Source organism: Burkholderia sp. COPS (assembly GCF_019425585.1).
Taxonomy (GTDB): Bacteria; Pseudomonadota; Gammaproteobacteria; order Burkholderiales; family Burkholderiaceae; genus Burkholderia; species Burkholderia cepacia.
Genome location: NZ_WIXR01000009.1, coordinates 474,390 through 491,635, shown reverse-complemented (window position 1 = coordinate 491,635; position 17,246 = coordinate 474,390). Strand labels below are relative to the sequence as shown.

General features: G+C 67.9%; 15 protein-coding genes. 5 read left to right on the top strand and 10 right to left on the bottom strand.

Features of this window, described 5'->3' with window-relative positions; all coding sequences use genetic code 11:
• Positions 1–85: 85 nt before the first annotated feature.
• From FOZ70_RS08135 to FOZ70_RS08115, 5 genes are all read right to left on the bottom strand, one after another.
• Positions 86–2,443 (bottom strand): GNAT family N-acetyltransferase, encoded by a 2,358-nt coding sequence (locus FOZ70_RS08135; RefSeq protein WP_060320496.1) that lies wholly within the window; start codon positions 2,441–2,443, stop codon positions 86–88.
• 602 nt (positions 2,444–3,045) lie between these two features.
• Positions 3,046–3,345, bottom strand: coding sequence for an H-NS histone family protein (locus FOZ70_RS08130; protein WP_027790329.1), 300 nt, complete (start codon positions 3,343–3,345; stop codon positions 3,046–3,048).
• Between the two features lie 103 nt (positions 3,346–3,448).
• Entirely contained in the window at positions 3,449–3,721 is a 273-nt protein-coding gene (locus FOZ70_RS08125) for a hypothetical protein (RefSeq protein ID WP_048023821.1), read from the bottom strand.
• Between the two features lie 61 nt (positions 3,722–3,782).
• Positions 3,783–4,310, bottom strand: a complete 528-nt coding sequence (locus FOZ70_RS08120) for a BON domain-containing protein (protein ID WP_048023818.1) — start codon at positions 4,308–4,310, stop codon at positions 3,783–3,785.
• A gap of 54 nt (positions 4,311–4,364) precedes the next feature.
• Entirely contained in the window at positions 4,365–5,843 is a 1,479-nt protein-coding gene (locus tag FOZ70_RS08115) for a sigma 54-interacting transcriptional regulator (RefSeq protein ID WP_059487607.1), read from the bottom strand.
• 325 nt (positions 5,844–6,168) lie between these two features.
• Between FOZ70_RS08115 and FOZ70_RS08110 the strand changes: the two genes are divergently transcribed.
• Together FOZ70_RS08110 and FOZ70_RS08105 are read left to right on the top strand one after the other, a co-directional pair.
• A complete protein-coding gene (locus FOZ70_RS08110) occupies positions 6,169–7,572 on the top strand; it encodes a GntP family permease (RefSeq protein ID WP_021159644.1) in 1,404 nt (467 codons plus the stop codon).
• Between the two features lie 256 nt (positions 7,573–7,828).
• A complete protein-coding gene (locus FOZ70_RS08105; RefSeq protein WP_021159643.1) occupies positions 7,829–8,092 on the top strand; it encodes a DUF4148 domain-containing protein in 264 nt (87 codons plus the stop codon).
• Between the two features lie 77 nt (positions 8,093–8,169).
• Here FOZ70_RS08105 and FOZ70_RS08100 read toward each other — a convergent pair whose 3' ends face one another.
• The 4 genes from FOZ70_RS08100 to FOZ70_RS08085 all read right to left on the bottom strand — a co-directional run bounded on the left by FOZ70_RS08100 (position 8,170) and on the right by FOZ70_RS08085 (position 11,002).
• Positions 8,170–8,535: a 5-carboxymethyl-2-hydroxymuconate Delta-isomerase gene (locus FOZ70_RS08100; protein WP_165580949.1), complete on the bottom strand. Its 366-nt coding sequence runs from the start codon at positions 8,533–8,535 to the stop codon at positions 8,170–8,172.
• A 73-nt stretch (positions 8,536–8,608) separates the two neighbouring features.
• On the bottom strand, positions 8,609–10,207 hold the full coding sequence (locus FOZ70_RS08095) for a thioredoxin family protein (protein WP_219705475.1): 1,599 nt from the start codon (positions 10,205–10,207) through the stop codon (positions 8,609–8,611).
• Positions 10,204–10,488, bottom strand: a complete 285-nt coding sequence (locus FOZ70_RS08090; protein WP_124468723.1) for a hypothetical protein — start codon at positions 10,486–10,488, stop codon at positions 10,204–10,206. The genes FOZ70_RS08095 and FOZ70_RS08090 overlap by 4 nt, the downstream gene beginning before the upstream one ends.
• 13 nt (positions 10,489–10,501) lie before the next feature.
• The gene (locus tag FOZ70_RS08085; RefSeq protein ID WP_059495167.1) at positions 10,502–11,002 is read right to left on the bottom strand and encodes a GNAT family N-acetyltransferase; all 501 of its coding nucleotides are present in this window, start codon (positions 11,000–11,002) and stop codon (positions 10,502–10,504) included.
• Positions 11,003–11,596: 594 nt separating this feature from the next.
• On the opposite strand from FOZ70_RS08085, the gene FOZ70_RS08080 reads away from it, so the two are divergent.
• From FOZ70_RS08080 to FOZ70_RS08070, 3 genes are all read left to right on the top strand, one after another.
• Positions 11,597–13,942 carry a phospholipase C, phosphocholine-specific gene (locus FOZ70_RS08080; protein WP_219705472.1) on the top strand — a complete coding sequence of 782 codons (2,346 nt, stop codon included), beginning with the start codon at positions 11,597–11,599 and terminating at the stop codon, positions 13,940–13,942.
• Between the two features lie 269 nt (positions 13,943–14,211).
• Positions 14,212–14,481 carry a hypothetical protein gene (locus tag FOZ70_RS08075; protein ID WP_011353737.1) on the top strand — a complete coding sequence of 90 codons (270 nt, stop codon included), beginning with the start codon at positions 14,212–14,214 and terminating at the stop codon, positions 14,479–14,481.
• Between the two features lie 151 nt (positions 14,482–14,632).
• Positions 14,633–15,625 carry a DedA family protein/thiosulfate sulfurtransferase GlpE gene (locus FOZ70_RS08070; protein WP_021162447.1) on the top strand — a complete coding sequence of 331 codons (993 nt, stop codon included), beginning with the start codon at positions 14,633–14,635 and terminating at the stop codon, positions 15,623–15,625.
• A 52-nt stretch (positions 15,626–15,677) separates the two neighbouring features.
• On the opposite strand, the gene FOZ70_RS08065 is transcribed toward FOZ70_RS08070, so the two are convergent.
• Positions 15,678–17,138 (bottom strand): OprD family porin, encoded by a 1,461-nt coding sequence (locus FOZ70_RS08065; protein ID WP_021162448.1) that lies wholly within the window; start codon positions 17,136–17,138, stop codon positions 15,678–15,680.
• Between the last annotated feature and the right edge of the window lie 108 nt (positions 17,139–17,246).

The following is a 17,246-nucleotide window of genomic DNA, read 5'->3' as shown; positions in this document are numbered from 1 at the left end:
GTGACCGGAAACATCCGCAACGTGCCGGCAAGCCGGGGACATCGACGGCATATGGCGTCCGTACGCGCCGAGCCGCCGACGGACGCTACGGCTGCAGCTTCATCCTGAAGCCGACGACGCCGGGCTCCTCCGTCGTCGACACGGCGAAACCGCACGACTTCGCAAGCGCGATCATCGCCGAGTTCTCGCGCAGCGCCTCGCCGATCATCCATGCGGTTCCGCGCGAACGCGCGTAGTCGATGATCCGGTTCATCATCAGCCGGCCAAGCCCCTTGCCCTTCTGGTCGGGTCGTACCGCGATCGCGAACTCCGCCGTCTCGTTGTCGGGATCGGCCACGGCGCGCGCCACCGCGAGCGTGTGGTCGCGCCCGGACACGTCGGTGAACGACACGATGAAGGCCATCTCACGGTCGTAATCGATCTGCGTCATGCGCGCCACCTGCGAATGATCGAAGCTGCGCACCGCACCGAAGAATCGCATCCGCAGATCGTCCGGTGTCATCGCGCCGAGCAGCTCGTTGTGCGCGGCCTCGTCTTCCGGACGGATCGGGCGGATCGTCACCGTCTCGCCGCGCCACTCGAGCGTCTGTTCGAGGTGGCGCGGATACGGCATGATCGCGAGCCGGCTGCGGCCCGTGGCCAACGTGATACGCGGTGCGATCACTTGCGCACGGTCGGACAGCACGCGCAGCGTGACCGACATCGCAACGACTTCACGCACGTCGCAGACGACCTGCGACAGCGCCGTCAATGCGTCGAGCGTCGGCTCGACGGGTGTGCTGCGTGCATACGGCGAGCGCTCCATCACCGCGCGGGCAAGCACGGTGTTCAGCGGCGGCAGGCCATAGACGACGAACGGCGCCGATACGCCGTCCGCGGGCGGCACGGCATAGCGAAACACCGGGCCGAAGTTCGCATCGTCGTACATGTCGACCGTGACATCGACGACTTTCGTGCCGGCCGGCTCGGCGGCCTGCTCGCCCTGCAGGCCGAAACGGGACAGCCAGCCCAGCGCGGCTTCGCCGGTCAGCTCATGCTCGCCGGCTTCGACCATCCGGCGCGCGTCGGCCTGCGCGGATGCAACGCACTCGGCCGGCTGCAGCGGCGTGCCCTCGGGCGTTTGCATCAGCAGTTGCCGCCCGAGGTTGTAGTCGACGAGACGCGCATACGCGCGTGCGAGCCGCTGCGGCGTGGTGTGCACGGGAATGCCGTTCGCATGCAATGCATCGCGCGTCGCCGCGTCGACCGCGCCGAAGAAACACGCGAGGATGCCGCGATGCGCGTGCTGCCGCGCTTCGATCAGCGTGTGCGCAACCGCATCGGCCGGCGCGCTGTGGGAAGTCGAATGGACGACGAACAGCGTGCCCGTTTGCGGGAACGGCGCGAGCGCCTTGACCGCCGCGGCAAAATGCTCGGGCCGCGCATCGTCGCCCAGCGTCAGCGGATTGCCGGGCGATGCGAGATGCGGCAGCGCGGCCGAGACGGCCGACGTGGCGGCGGGCGGCCAGTCGGCCAGTACGTCGCGCACGTCGGACACCGCGTCGACCGCGAGTTTCGCGACCCCCGCATCGCTCGTCACGAGCGTGGCCGCGCCGCGCGCCGTGACGCGGCCGACGCCGAGCGTCTCGATCTCGTCGAGCAGATCGTCGAGCGCATCGACCCGCACCATCCCCGCGCGCTGGAACGCCGCCGTATAGAGCGCGTCGCCCGGATCGGCGCGCCCGGTGCGCAATGCGAGCACCGGCTTGTTGCGCGCGGCCGCGCGGGCGGCAGACATGAACTTGCGCGCCGCGCGCACGGTATCGAGTTCGAGCAGGATCGCGCGCGTGCCGGGGTCGCTCGCGAGATAGTCGAGCACGTCGCCCGCATCGACGTCGGACTCGCCGCCGAGCGCGACGACATGTGAAAACCCGAGGCCCCGTGCGTCGGCCCAGCCGAGCACCGCGTTCGTCAGCGCGTTCGATTGCGACACCCACGCGACACCGCCCGATCGCGCCGTATAGGCCGGCGCGCCGAAATGGGCATGCCGTGCGGGCGACAGCACGCCGAGGCTGCCCGGCCCGACGATACGGAGCACGAACGGCTTCGCCGCCTTCAGTGTGCGATCGAGCGCGGCGCGATCGGCATCCGTGCGCGCCTCGCCGACGATCACCGCCACGCGCGTGCCGAGCTCGCCGAGCTTGCGCACGATGCCGGCCCAGGTCGCGGGCGGCGTGCAGATCACGGCAACCGACGGCGGTGCGGGCAACCGGTCGACATCGGCAACGACCGCATGCCCGTGCAGGTCACGATACTTCGGATTGACGGGCCACACGGGCCCCTGGAACGCGCCGTCGAGCACGCGCGCCCACACCATCGCGCCGATACTGCCCGCGCGCGACGACGCGCCGACGACCGCAACGGACTTGGGCTGGAACAACGCATCGAGATGGCGAACGGTCACATCGGCTCCCTGCGGTAACGAAAGACGACCCGATCGGCATGCGGCACGGACAGGCCATACACCGATCGACGCGAACCCCAAGCATAGGCGAAGCGCATGCAGCTGCCTATATGCCGGACGGCCGACTATTCGACAGACGTCAACGCACGCACCATGGGCCTGTGACACGAGCACGAAAGCCGTCGCCGCACGCCGGGCGTCCACATGCGCTCGACGCGGGCGGCGTTCGCATTCGGCGCGGCGTTGTGTCCGCTTCGTCAAAGGTGAGGATTTACAGGAGCTATGGTGAGTAAATTCGGGAATTGCACGGCGCGACGCGCAAACACGCGAAAGGTGATCGGAATTCGCGGCGCGCGTGCACCGCGAGAATGGCGCGGGCCAATGCGGATATGCCGTGAAATTGCGGCGCTGTTTACCGAAAATCGCCGCGATATGCCGCCGAATCGCAGCGAATTCGCAAAACGGGATCCGTTAATTGCGCGGCATCGCAGTTCAATACGCCGTCGGGAATCGCGCCGGAATGCACAAAAACAAAACGGTGCGACGGCCGCATGGCCGTTCGCACCGTCGGTCGGCACGCGAAAGGTGAGAATTTTCGGGAGTCAGTCCTTGATCAGGAAACGCGCGCGATTCTTGCCGAGCCACGTCGGCGAGCGTCCACGGCCACTCCACGTTTCACCCGTCTTCGGGTTCAGGTACTTCGGCGGCGACGTACGCTTCGGCTTCGCGGCGGCAGCGGCCGCCCCTGCCGCACGGAACCCGAGCTCTTCCGGCGTAATGTCGTATTCCTCGATTTTCGCGCGGATATCGGCAATCGCATCGGCAATCGCCTTTTCGCGTTCCTTGTCGATCTTTTGCTGAAGCCGTTCGAGCTGCGCGGTCAGTTGCCTGTAGGTCGCCATATGGATGGGACTCCGTGAGTGTTATTCGTGAAAAATAGGTGACTCTCAGCAAACAGAAAAGCGCTTCGCCCGATCGTGGTCTCCTCAGCCGGTTATTTCGAGGTCAATAACCGCTCTTTTTCTTGCACGCGAAGAGAAGATTTCGCGTGGCGTCATCGCTCGATTGCTGAAGCACTTCGAAATCCCCGTTGCAGATCGCCCGGGCGTTGTCCGTGCAATTGCTCCAGTCGCTGCCGGTGCATTGCACCTGGGTAGTCGGACGCCCGTCCGAAGTGAACAGCGGTGCGCTGCCGCCACACCCGCCGAGCCCGGCAACCAGACCCAGCACAACGGCCGCCCGAGGCCACCGACAGACCGACGCAAGCATGTGTTTCATTGTTCTTCCCGTCAACCTTTTTTTGAATGTCGCGAGTATGCCATGCGCGGCCCTTTCTCCGTCAGTCCGGCGTGCGCCCGGGTTGCCCGCGCGCCTTGTACGGCAAGCGCTTGCGCGGATCGTCGGTGATGCGAACGAACACCTGCTCGACGTCCGGAATCGCCTCGAGCTCACGTTGCAATGCCTGCCGGTCGAACGCCGTATCGGCACATCCTTCGACGTAGATGAAACGCCGCTGCACCGTGATCCACAGGCTCGTGCCATGCAGTCGATCGGAGCCGGCGAAGTGCGCCTTCACGGCGTCGGCGATCGGTGCGTCATACATGTAGGAGTTCGGCTTCGTGCAGCGGTGCGCGAGCCAGCACGTGGTGCCGCGTTCGGCACGGTAATGCGCGTCGTCCGTCATCTCGGCCCGGGTCATCCACGGGCCGAGCGGCAACGGGCATTCGGCTACGTCCCGCGACAGCGCGATGAACGGATCGTTGTACCAGTTGCGCCGTGCCTCGGGGGCGTCGGCGTCGCCAGACTGCGCGAGCGCGGCGCTCGCCAGCAACAGCGCCAGCCATCCTGCGATGCCGATCCGTTTCATCGTGATCTCCTGTTCGATGCCGCACGTCCGGCCGCATCGGCCTTGCCGATCGGCCTACCGGTCGATGCCCAGCGCCGCCAGCTTCTTGTACAGCGTCGCGCGGCCGATCCCGATGCGCGCGGCCGCTTCCACCACCTTGCCGTCGCAAGCCGCGAGCGCATCGGTCAGGAACTGGCGCTCCCACGCCGCCAATGCATCGGCATACGACGCTGCCGGCGCAGCCCGCACTTCGCCCGCGCGCCGCTCGACCGTCTGCACAGCCACCGGCTGCGCCGGTACTGCACCGTCCGTCGATACACGCACCGGCCCAAGGAACGGCGCGAGCGCACGCGCATCGATCACCGACCGGTCCGACAGCATCAGCGCGCGCTCGAGCGTATTGCGCAACTCGCGCACGTTGCCCGGCCACGGATACGCACACAGCATCCGCAGCGCATCGTCGGTCAGCTCGCAATGGGCCGCGCGCCCGTGTTGCGCGGCCAGTTCCTCGAGGGTTGCATAGACGAGCGCCGCGATGTCGGAGGCGCGCTCGCGCAGCGGCGGCGCGTGGATCGTCAGCACGTTCAGGCGGTAATAGAGATCCGCGCGAAAACGCCCGGCCGCGACCAGCGCCGGCAGGTCGGCGCTCGTGGCCGCGATGATCCGGACGTCCGCGCGCACGATCCGGTTCGAGCCGACCGGCTCGAACTCCTTGTCCTGCAGCACGCGCAGCAGCTTGCCCTGCAGCGGCAGCGGCATGTCGCCGATCTCGTCGAGAAACAGCGTCCCGCGATCGGCCAGCTCGAACTTGCCGACGCGCCCCTTGCGGTCGGCGCCCGTGTAAGCACCGGGCGCGGCGCCGAAGAATTCGGTTTCGAGCAGCGTGTCGGGAATCGCGGCAACGTTGACGGTCACGAGCGGCTGGAGTGCGCGCGCCGACGCCGCGTGGATCGCATGCGCGAGCAGTTCCTTGCCAGTGCCCGTCTCGCCGAGCAGCAGCACCGGCGAATCGACCTGCGCGGCGCGGCGCGCCTGGCGCTTGGTTTCGAGACTCGCCGCACTCGTGCCGACGAAACTCGCGAACGTGTATTTCGCGCGGCGCGCCTGCGCGAGCGAACGCTGCGTCGCGATCAGTTGCTGCTGAAGCTGCGCGTAGCGGGAAAAGATCGGCGTGAGCGTCTTCAACTGGTCGAACAGCGCGAAGCCGATCGCGCCGACCGTCTCGCCGGCCTCGTTCTTCAGCGGCAGGCGCGTGACGACGAGCGGCTCGCGGCCCGTCTCCATGATGTCGAGCAGGATCGGCTGGCCGGTCGACACGACCTCGCGCATCAGGCTGTTCGGGATCACGGCCTCGCAGTCGAGGCCGACGGCCTGCTGCGGATCGGCGAAACCGAAGCGCGCCGCATATCGCTCGTTCATCCACACGACGCGTGCATCGCGATCGACGACCACCGTGCCCGCGCTCGAATCCTCGAAGGTCCGGAACAGCGACTCGGCGGCGCGCCGCAGCACGTCGCCGTAGTTGACGGGCAGGCGGGCCCAGTCGTTCATCATCGTGTCTTCGTCTCCGTGTATCGTCGACCGGCTGTCTCCGGAACGAGACGGATTATCTCACTCCGGAGACACGCCGCAATACGTTGTCGGTAAAGCCCTGCACGATGTCGAGGCTTGGCCGGATAGCCAAAACGTCTCCGGATAGAGACGTTTTATGTAGAATCGTCAGACAACGACCGGCGCGGGGCCGCCGGTCCCCGGCGGACCCATGTCCGGCGGCGCTATCCGGCCGATGGCACGAAACCTGCACGAACCTGAGCTGGTCCGCGGCGCATCGCGCGATCGAACAACAACCAAAGCCATTCCAAGCTTTTAGGAGACTCCCTTGTCTTTCGTGATCGTCCTCGCCGCGCTGGCGTTCCTGATGTTCGCCGCGTATCGCGGCTACAGCGTGATCCTGTTCGCGCCGATCGCCGCGCTCGGCGCGGTGCTCCTGACCGAACCCGCCGCCGTCGCACCGGTCTTCTCCGGCATCTTCATGGAGAAGATGGTCGGCTTCGTCAAACTGTATTTCCCGGTGTTCATGCTCGGCGCGGTGTTCGGCAAGGTGATCGAACTCTCCGGGTTCTCCGAGTCGATCGTCCACGCGGCGATCCGCTACATCGGCCGCTCACGCGCGAATGCGGTGATCGTCGCGGTGTGCGCACTGCTCACCTATGGCGGTGTGTCGCTGTTCGTCGTGGTGTTCGCGGTCTATCCGTTCGCGGCCGAACTCTATCGCCAGAGCAACATCCCGAAACGGCTGATGCCCGGCGCGATCGCGCTCGGCGCGTTCTCGTTCACGATGGATTCGCTGCCCGGCACGCCGCAGATCCAGAACATCATCCCGACCACGTTCTTCAAGACGACCGCCTGGGCCGCGCCCGCGCTCGGCACGATCGGCTCGCTGTTCATCATCGTCGTCGGCCTCACCTATCTCGAATGGCGCCGCCGTTCGGCGATGGCAAAGGGTGAAGGCTACGGCACGTCGCTCGTCAACGAACCGGAGCGCGTCGAGGCGAAGTCGCTGCCGAATCCCGCGCTCGCGATCCTGCCGCTGATCCTCGTCGGCGTATCGAACTTCGCATTCACGAAGCTGATTCCGCAGTGGTACGGCGCCGCGTCGTACACGGTCGCGCCGGAAGTGCTGCCCGGCGTGCACGCGCCGGTCACGACGTCGATCAAGACCGTCGTCGCGATCTGGTCGGTCGAGGCTGCACTGCTGCTCGGCATCGTGCTGGTCGTGCTGACCGCGTTCAAACGCGTCAGCGGGCGCTTCGCGGACGGCTCGAAGGCCGCCGTCGCCGGTGCGCTGCTCGCCGCGATGAACACCGCGTCGGAGTACGGCTTCGGCGGCGTGATCGCGGCGCTGCCGGGCTTCCTCGTCGTCAGCGATGCGCTGAAGAGCATCCCGAACCCGCTCGTCAACGCGGCCGTGTCGGTCAGCTCGCTCGCCGGCATCACGGGCTCGGCGTCGGGCGGCATGAGCATCGCGCTCGCCGCGATGTCGGACCTGTTCATCAAAGGCGCGCAGGCCGCCAATATCCCGCTGGACGTGCTGCACCGGGTCGTCGCGATGGCGAGCGGCGGCATGGACACGCTGCCGCACAACGGCGCGGTGATCACGCTGCTCGCGGTCACGGGCCTCACGCACCGCGAGTCGTATCGCGACATCTTCGCGGTCACGATCATCAAGACGCTCGCGGTGTTCTTCGTGATCGCCGTGTACTACACGACGGGCCTCGTGTAATACCCCCGCATGCGGCGGCCCGTCTACGGGCCGCTGCCCGCCGGCCGCCGGCCACGTCGCTGCGGCCGGCTTCTCCCCCGCTCCTCCCCTTTTTGCCGGGCACCGTCCAGGGGCGCGCGCCGGCCGCTCATTGTTGTCTTCCGGAGAACACTACGTTGGGTGCAGCGGCATTTTTCGCGCGTCAGGCGAGGCCTACACTGCTTTCGACGGTCACCGTACGTGATCGGCGCCGTCGAAAACCTGGAGGTATCCGCTCATGAACCCGCTGCTCCGCACACTTGCCCTCGCCGCCGCATTCGCCGCTCCCGTCGCCGCGCAGGCGCAAGCCACCCAGCCGCTCACGCGCGCCGAAGTGCATTCCGAAGTGGTTGCACTGAGAAAAGCCGGCTTCCAGCCGAGCGACTGGTTCTACCCTGCCAGCATCCAGGCCGCCGAAGCGAAGATCGCCCGGCAGCAAGGTGCGCCGCGGGCCGCGGGCGCCGGCTACGGCAATCGCGGCGCGTCCGCCACGGGCCAATAGTCCGGTTTCAAGCCAGCGGGCTGTGCTAGCGTCAGCGCCACGTTGCCGGCGCGTGCAGCGCGCACCGCGCTGCACGGTCAGCGCGGCTCGATGGCCGCTTTCGCGTAGGACTCGCGTTCCAGTTCCAGTATTTCCGCGGAAAGTTGCAGGTGCATGCCGGGCGGCGCGACGACGTGCCGCTTCAGTTCCGCCAGCACCCGCTCCGAGAATTCCCGCTTGACGTCAGTCGGCCGGCCGCTCAGCACCGCGAGCTTCGCGTGGACGAACGCGCGAGGCGCCGGCGACGTGCCGACCGCAAATGTATCGAGCCGCAGCGCGCGGCTCTTGATATCGCGCTCGTCGAAATGGCCGGACGCGGCAAGCGCAACATTGAGCGCGCGCAGTGTCGCGCCGGCGTCGAACCCGTCGAGGTTCGCGGAATATTCGAGCGTCAGGTGGGGCATGGGGTCGGTGGCCTCGTCGGTATCGGGAAATGCGCCGGCCGGCATCCCGAAAGCCCACGCAGTGCTACCGGATCTATGCCTTGACCGGCTGGATCAGGCGCTCGCAGGCGCTTGCCTGCGGATCGCCGGCGGGCAGTTTCCCACAGATGCCGTCGAACTGCTTCGCGATCGACCTGACCGATGCGTCATGCGCACCGCTGCCGCGCCAGCGGTTCAACTGCGTGACGACCTTGGTCAACGCGCGCAGGTTCGCGCCGTAGAACGCGTCCCGCGTCTTGTCGGCCTGCGCGAGCACGCTCGCGGCGATCCCTTCGATGCGCGCCGAATCGTCCGGCGCCAGTTCGACCGCGTTCGCGAAATAGGTCGCGCCCCAGCGCAGCTTCGTCGCCGGCCCGCTCGCCGCATCGTATGCCTTGCGGTACCAGTCGAGCGCCCCGGCCTTGTCGCCGCGCGCCTTCGCATTCGCGGCCAGCCCGGACATGAAGTAGTACGGCGTGGACGAGCGCGGCAACTCGGCCTTCAGCAAGGCATCCGACTCGTCGTACAGCCCCGCGTCGGTCAGCGTGTCCGCGCCTTCGCTGACGAGTGCCTGCCGCTCGTATGCGTTCGCGGCGCCCTGCACCGACGCCAGGATCTGTTTGCGCGCCGTGTCGGCCAGCGCCGGCACAGCGAGCGGTGCGCCCTTGCGGGCATCGCCGCGCGCGAGCAGCACGCGGCCGTGCAGCGCCATCAGCCGGTCGATCGACGACAGCGTGGTGTCGGTCGACAGGCGCGCAAGCGCCGTGTCGTACGCGCCGCGCAATTTCGCGCGCTGCGCGTCGCCGCCACCGAGATACGCGACCACACGCGCGGGCGCGGCGACCAGCACGTCCGAATCGGCCCGCGACAAGGCGGGGTCCTGCAGCACCGCGCGCAGCGAATCGGCCAGCGCCGTCTTGTCCAGCGCGCCGGCCTGCGCCGGATCGTCGGACGCGGCGACCACGGCCGACTTCAGCGCAAAGCGCGCCGATTCGGCCTTCGCCCCGGCCGCCCGCGCGCGTTGCGCGAGCGACTGCAGCGTCTCGGCCACGCGATCGGCCGGCACCGGCAGCGCGCCGTCGGTATCCCACGAATAGTCGGCCAGCAGGCGCCATTCGTCCGGCGTCAGCGACGCACCGTTCTTCAGCGCGGTCGCGAGCGTCTGCCGCACCGGATGCGCGGCCGTCATCCCGAGCGACAGCGCCTGCATGTAGCGGTCGAGATCGGCTTCGCCCGGCAGCCGCGTCACTTCGGTGCCGTCGGGACGGAACAGGATCATCGTCGGGTAGCCGTGCACCTTGAAGCGCTCGCCGAGCTTCTGCGCGCTTTCGGTATCGCCGTCGAGATACACGGGCACGAAGAACGACGAGCGGGTCTTGAACGCCTGCTGGCTGAAGATCGTCGATTTCACCTGGTTGCACGACGGGCACCACACCGCGCCCCAGTAGAGCAGCAGCGGCTTGCCGGTGCGCTTCGCCAACGCGAAAGCGGCGTCGACGTCGCCGTGCTGCCACGCGATGCCGGGCGGCAGGTGCGCGCCGTCGGGCGATGCGCTCGCGACCGGGGTGCCCGTGGGCGCGGCGGCGGCAAACGCCGCACCCGCGGCGGCAGCGAGCAGGCAGGCGGCAGTCAGATTCCGGAGAGCGGTTTTCATCGAAGCGGGTCCGTTGAAAAAGAAGGTTGCGGGAAGGAGTGGCGCGCCAGGCGACGACGGGAAGCGACGACCTGAAGCGACGCCCATGCAGCGAGATTCATGAAGCGATGAAGCGCACCGGCGTGCGGCGTGGCGCAAGCCGGCGTGCGTCGACGCAAGCCGCGCGCATCGATGCGGCGACCGCCAACGCCGCCCGAAGCGGCCGGCAAATCCTTCAACGATACGATCCGCGCAGCCGGCGGGAAACGAACGAATTCTTGAATGAATATGACGCGCGGCATCGTCGCCGCGCGTTCACTCTCGGCCCTTGATCCGCGCCATGTGATACACGGACATGTGCACGCCGTCGCGCAACGCGTAGCCCGGCGATTCGCCCTCGATCCGGAAGCCGTGCTTCTCGTAGAGCGCGATCGCCGCGCGGTTGTCGGTGAACACGGTCAGCTCGAGGCGCGTGAGGTTCAGCCAGTTTTCCGCGAGATCGATCGCGGCCGCGAGCAGCCGGCTGCCGATGCCGCGCCCGTGCCGGGTCGCGTCGACCATCATGCCGAGCCCTGCCGCATGGCGCCGACGCGGATTCGGTTCGAACTCGAGGCCGAGATGGCCAACCACCGCGCCGTCGATTTCGGCGACGAGGCTCGCGCCGCGCTCGTGCGCGTTGGCGAGCCGTTTCTGCCATTTTTCGAGCGATGGAAACGGATACTGCAGCGTATACATGTACACCGCGGGGTGCGCGGCGATCTGCCGGATCGCGTCGACGTCGTGCGTCTCGCTGTGCCGGATCTTGATGTCGGTCATGGGTGGGCCGGTTCCGAAAAGTCGCGCCCGCGGCGCGGGCTGCGCACATGCGCAGCAACGGATCGAGCTTATCCGATTTCACGCATTTGAAACATCGGCGTCATGCGATGCCGTTGCACCCGCAACGACCGGCGCTCAAGCCACGCCTCCACGCGCAGGGAAAATCTGACCGGCCCGGCGACCGGAAACCGGTAATTCCTTACCCGCTTCCGTCACGCATCGCTTCCCGATCTTTCCCGATGCTTCCCGATCGATCGTTGCGCACGCAACGTCACGCACGCGACACGCGATGTCATGCCTTCATCACGTCGACGTCACGTCGGCTCCCTAGACTGGGCGCCGCCCAATCCGGCACGTACCGGGCCGGTGCGTGCCGACGTCCTGCCCCGCGCATCACGAGCGCGCGTCGCGCAGGATCGCGGCACCGGCCCAGGCATCCGCGCGACACCACGGATCGCGCGCGATGCGCGCACTTCCGCCACGCGCAGCCGCCGCACCCGACCGCCCATGCCGCTCGCATCGCCCCGGCGGGCGACGCACGGGCACCGCCAGACGAAGTCACGAACGCTCCCATCATCACAGGACCCGAACGCCATGACGTCACGCCGCACATTCCTCCAGCAGACCGCCACTTCCGGCCTCGCCGCCGCCGCGCTCGCCGCGTTTCCGCCGAGCATCCGCCGCGCGCTCGCGATTCCCGCGTTTCACGAAACGGGGACCATCCAGGACGTCAAGCACGTCGTGCTGCTGATGATGGAGAACCGCGCATTCGACAGCTACTTCGGCACGTTCAAGGGTGTGCGCGGCTACGGCGACCGCTTTGCGGTGCCGTCGCCGAACGGCCGCAACGTGTTCTACCAGACGTACACGAAGCCGACGCCCGCCGCCACCGTCACGCCGTATCACCTCGACGCGAGCCAGGGCAACGCCCAGCGCGCGGGCGGCACGCCGCACACGTGGGCCGATGCGCAGGCCGCCTGGGACCATGGGCGGATGAACCGCTGGCCCGACGCGAAGACCCCGCTGTCGATGGGCTACTACGACGCGGCGGAAGTCCCGTTCCAGCGCGCGCTCGCCGATGCGTTCACGCTGTGCGACCACTATCACTGCGGGATGCACACGGGCACGATCGCGAACCGCCTGTTCTACTGGAGCGGCACCAACGGCCCGAACGGCATCAGCCCGGCCGACGGCAGCCGCGTGAAGATCGCCGCGCTGAACAACCAGTTCAACGGCGGCAACGACATCGGCCCGTCGAGCCAGGGCTGGACCTGGACCACCTACGCCGACCGGCTGCAGCAGGCCGGCGTGAACTGGAAGGTCTACCAGAGCCTGATCGACAACTTCGGCTGCAACGAGATGATGAGCTTCCGCCACTGGCGCGCGGCGATCGAGCAGATGCCGCCCGCGCGCCGGCCCGCCTACGTCGCGTCGACGGACATCACGCAGCCGGTGACGGCGGCCGGCGCGTTCTACGATCCGGCAATCGACGATCCGCTGAGCCCGCTCGCGAAGGGGTTCGGCAACACGATGCCGTACGGCTTCCTCGAATCATTCCGCGACGACATCCGCAACGGCAAGCTGCCCGAGGTGTCGTGGATCATCCCGCCGTCCGTGTACAGCGAACACCCGGGGCCGTCGAGCCCCGCGCAGGGCGGCTGGTACGTGCAGGCGGTGCTCGATGCGCTGACGGCGAACCCGGAGGTATGGAGCAAGACGGTGCTGCTGGTCAACTACGACGAGAACGACGGCTTCTTCGACCACATGCCGTCGCCGGCCGTGCCGTCGCGCAACGCCGACGGCACGCTCGCGGGCGGCCATACGCTGCGGGACGCCGACGTCGCGGTCGAGTACCACGACTTCACGCCGGCCACGTCGAGCCAGCCGGCGATCGACGGCCGCCCGTACGGCCCGGGCCCGCGCGTGCCGATGTGGATCGTGTCGCCGTGGAGCCGCGGCGGCTGGGTCAACTCGCAGGTGTTCGACCATACGTCGACGTTGCTCTTCCTCGAAAAGCGCTTCGGCGTCGCAGAGCCGCAGATCAGCGCGTACCGCCGCGCGGTGTGCGGCGACCTGACGAGCGCGTTCAACTTCCGCTCGCCGAACAACGAACCGCTGCCGACGCTCGCGGGCCATACGACGAAAAGCCAGGTCGACGCGCTGAGCGCCGCGCAGCAGGCCGCGCCGAAGATCGTGCCGCCGGCCGCGCCGTCGCTGCCGGCGCAGGCGACCGGCGTGCGCCCGTCGCGCGCGCTGCCTTACGAACTGCATGCGAGCGCGCGTGCCGATGCCGGCAACGGCACGCTCACGCTGAAGTTCGCGAATACGGGCCGCGCCGCCGCCGTGTTCCACGTCTATGACAAGCTGCACCTCGACCGCCTGCCGCGGCGCTACGTCGTCGAACCGGGCAAGACGCTGCACGGCGACTGGGCGGCGCGCGCCGACGACGGCGGCAAATATGACCTGTGGGTGCTGGGCCCGAACGGCTATCACCGCCGCTTCACCGGCGACCTGAGCCGCCTGGCCGGTGCCCGCGCGCCCCATCCGGAAGTCCGCGTCGGCTACGCGGGCGCGAGCGGCAACCTCCACCTGCGGCTGCGCAACCACGGCGGCGGCACGGTGCGCTTCACCGTGAAGTCGAACCAGGTCTACGGGCCGCTCCCGGGCCGCGGCGCACACGACGGTCGCGATCACGGCCATGACCATGGCATCGAGGACGGCAACGGCCAGGGTCGCGGCACCGGTACCACCTGGACGGTCACGGTGCGCGCCGGCGACCAGGCCGAACTGGACTGGAAGCTCGACTCGACTGGCCACTGGTACGACTTCATCGTCACCGCGGACAGCGACCCGGGTTTCTCGCGCCGCGTCGCCGGCCGCGTGGAAACCGGCCGCCACTCGGTCAGCGACCCGGCGATGGGGCTCGCCGACCGCTTCTGATGCCGCCGCGGCGACACGCGTTGCGCCGCGTTTCGCCGCCCGCGCCGGGCCGGCCGAGAACGACGCTCGGGCGCCGGCCGCGGCCGGCCCCGATCCGGCGCAAACGCCCGCCCCGCGCGGCTCAAACATCAGAAGGATCGGTGGTTCAGCCCTCATTTCGGCGCGCGAAAATGCTCCGACTTGCGGCCCGTTCGCGTTAAACTGCGTCAGGCTGCATTCAACAAAGACATCTTCGCCACTACGGCATCCACGATACGAGGATAGGTTCGATGCGCACTACCGGCTCATCCGGGGCAATGACCCTGCTCACCGAACACGACCCGGCCGACGGCCGCGAACTGCGCTCGCTCCGGCTCGAGGCAACCGGCGACGGCAAAAGCGTGCTGCTGATCGAGATCGACGAACGCAAGCCCGGCATCCATCGCGAAGTCCGCTACGAGATCACGCCGGCCGAACTGATCGCGGCGATCCGCTCGCACGGCGCCGAGCTGCCCGGCGAAAACCACGGCGCCGCGTCGCTCGCCCGCACCTCCTCCTGATTCCGAACGGTGAGCCGCTCGCAGCGCGTCGGCTCACCGCGCCCCTGCCGCCGTCAGGCGCTTTCCGTCATTCCCGCCGTCGTCTTGAAAAAGGCCGATAATCGGCCCATCTGCGTTTCCTGCCCACGCATGTCCTTTTCGGCCAGCCGTCATGCTCCGTGACCTCGTCGCCCAATACGGGCCGCTTCTCGTCTTCGCCAACGTGCTCGCGGCGGCCATCGGCCTGCCGGTGCCCGCGATGCCGACGCTCGTGCTGTTCGGCGCGATGTCCGCGATGCATCCCGAGATGATCGGCTCGCAACTGGTGACGGTGGTGGCGCTGTCGGTGCTCGGCGCATTGATCGGCGACACCGTGTGGTACGTCGCCGGGCGCCGTTACGGCGGCACGACGCTGAAGACGATCTGCCGGCTGTCGCTGTCGCGCGATACCTGCGTGAGAAAGACCGAACGCTTCTTCGGCCGCTACGGCGTGCGCGTGCTCGCGGTCGCGCGCTTCATTCCCGGGTTGTCGCTCGTGTCGGTGCCGATGGCCGGTGCGCTCGGCACGCGCTACCGCACGTTCGCCGGCTACGATGCCCTCGGCGCCGCACTGTGGACGATCGTCGGCCTGGTGGCCGGGCTGGTGTTCTACCGGCAGATCGACTGGCTGTTCGCCGGTGCGAGCCACCTCGGCCGTGCGGTGCTGCTGGTGATCGTCGCGCTGCTCGCCGTGTATGCGGCCATCCGCTGGATGCGCCGCCGCGCGCTGATCCGCCAGCTCGCCAATGCGCGGATCAGCGTCGACGAACTCGACCTGCTGCTGCGCGACGCCACCGCGCCGGTCGTGCTCGACGTGCGCTCGCCCGAGCATCGCAAGCTCGACCCGTTCACGATTCCCGGCGCGCAATTCGCCGACGATCGCCAGATCGGCGACATCGTCGCGCGCTATCCGCTCTCGCAGAAGTTCGTCGTGTACTGCTCGTGCCCGAACGAAGTGACGGCGGCCCTGATGGCGAAGCGCCTGCTCGACGCCGGCTTCACCGATGCGCTCGCGCTGCGCGGCGGCCTCGACGCCTGGCGCGATACGGGCCGCCAGCTCACGTCGCTCGTGGAAGACATGCCGGCCGCGAACGATCCGGTCGCGGGGCTGCACAAGCCGGCCTGATCGTTTCGATCGAAAGCCGGCCGTGCGATGCGGGGGCGCATGCCCCCTTCGATCAGAACGCGTGCAGCGGCAGGTTCACGACCAGGCGGTACTCGGTGTTCGTCGCGTCCGAGTAGTGTGCCGAACCGGCGTGCCACATCGCGATGAACGTGACCTTCGTGTCCTTCAGCTTGCCGCTCTGGAACGTGTACGACGGGATGAAGCCGAACTCGTGGTGACGGCCCTGCACCGGCGCGCCGTTGCTCCAGTAGATGCTCGACTTGCTCGGGTCGAGCGCCGCGCTCGCGCTGCCATCCGCGCCCCAGCCCGTCACGCCCCAGACCATCGCCTTGAAGCCCGGCAGGCCCGCTTCCTTGCCGTAGAACGTGTAACGCAGCTGCAGCGACTTTTCGTGCGGCGCGTTGTAGTCGACGTCCATCGAGTTGGTCAGGAAGATGCCGTTCGTTTCGTTCAGGTAGTCGAAGAACTGGTCGCCGAGCACCTGCTGGAAGCCGAGCAGCAGCTCGTGCGGGCCGTGCTGCGCGGCCAGCGACAGGCTGTACGCGTTGTTGTTGATCTTGCCTTGCAGCGCATCGCCCGTGTCGTGCGTCGAGTAGACGTTGCCGAAGCCCGTCCACTTGATCGTCTGCGGGCTGCCGATGCTGTGCTTCACCGACGCGTAGTACTGGTGCCACACGTCGTCGGCCTGGTTCGCGTACAGCGCGATTTCGCCGTTCGGCGAGTAATCCCACGTGCCGCCGACGTACGACAGGCGATTGATGCGCGTGCCGCCGTATTGCGTCGTCAGGTTGGTGAGCGTCGTGTGACCGCGCGCGTCGGTCTTCGTGAAGCTGCCGGCCTCGAGCATCACGTTCTTGAATTCATTGCTGACGAGTGTCGCGCCGAGGAACGTCGGCGGCAGCGCACGGTTGTCGTGCTGCTCCATGAACGGGTTGTCGACGGCCTGCAGACCGTACTTGACCACCGTGTTCGAGATGCGCGCCTTCACGTCGTAGATGCCGGGATAGGCCCATGCGAGCTGGTTGCCGCCACCGCCGCCCTTCGCGATGTGCACCATGCTGCCGGCGCCCTGGCCGCCGTCGAGCTTCAACGCCGCATACAGCGACGCATCGAAGCCGATACCGATCAGGCCCGTCGTATAGCCCGACTCGAAGTTCGCCATCGCGCCCTGGACCCACGCGTGGCGATGCGGGCCGCCCTTGGCGTCGAGCACGTCCGCATAGTTGCGGAACAGGAAGTTGAGGTGGCTGTCGGCAATGAAACCCTTCGACTGCGACTGGGCCGACGGCTCGTCGGGCGGCGTGACGGCCTGGGTCGCTTCGGCGTTGACAATGGCGTTCGGGGTCGTTGCCTGCGCAACGGTCGTGCCCGGTGCGGCCTGGGCGACCGTCAGCGGTGCGGGGGCCGCGTCGTCGGCGTGCGCGACGCCCGTCAGCGAAACACCGGCGAGTGCCGGCAGCCCCCAGGCAAGCAGCATTTTCGATGCTGTCCCGATCGTCTTCTGTTTTTTCATCGTAATTCTCGTCTTGTGTTGATATCGTCCACGCCGGCTGCGATCCGCTCCCGGCCCCCCGGCGCGCCCGGTTAAGGACGCGCCTGTACCCGCGGCGCGAAGATCGTT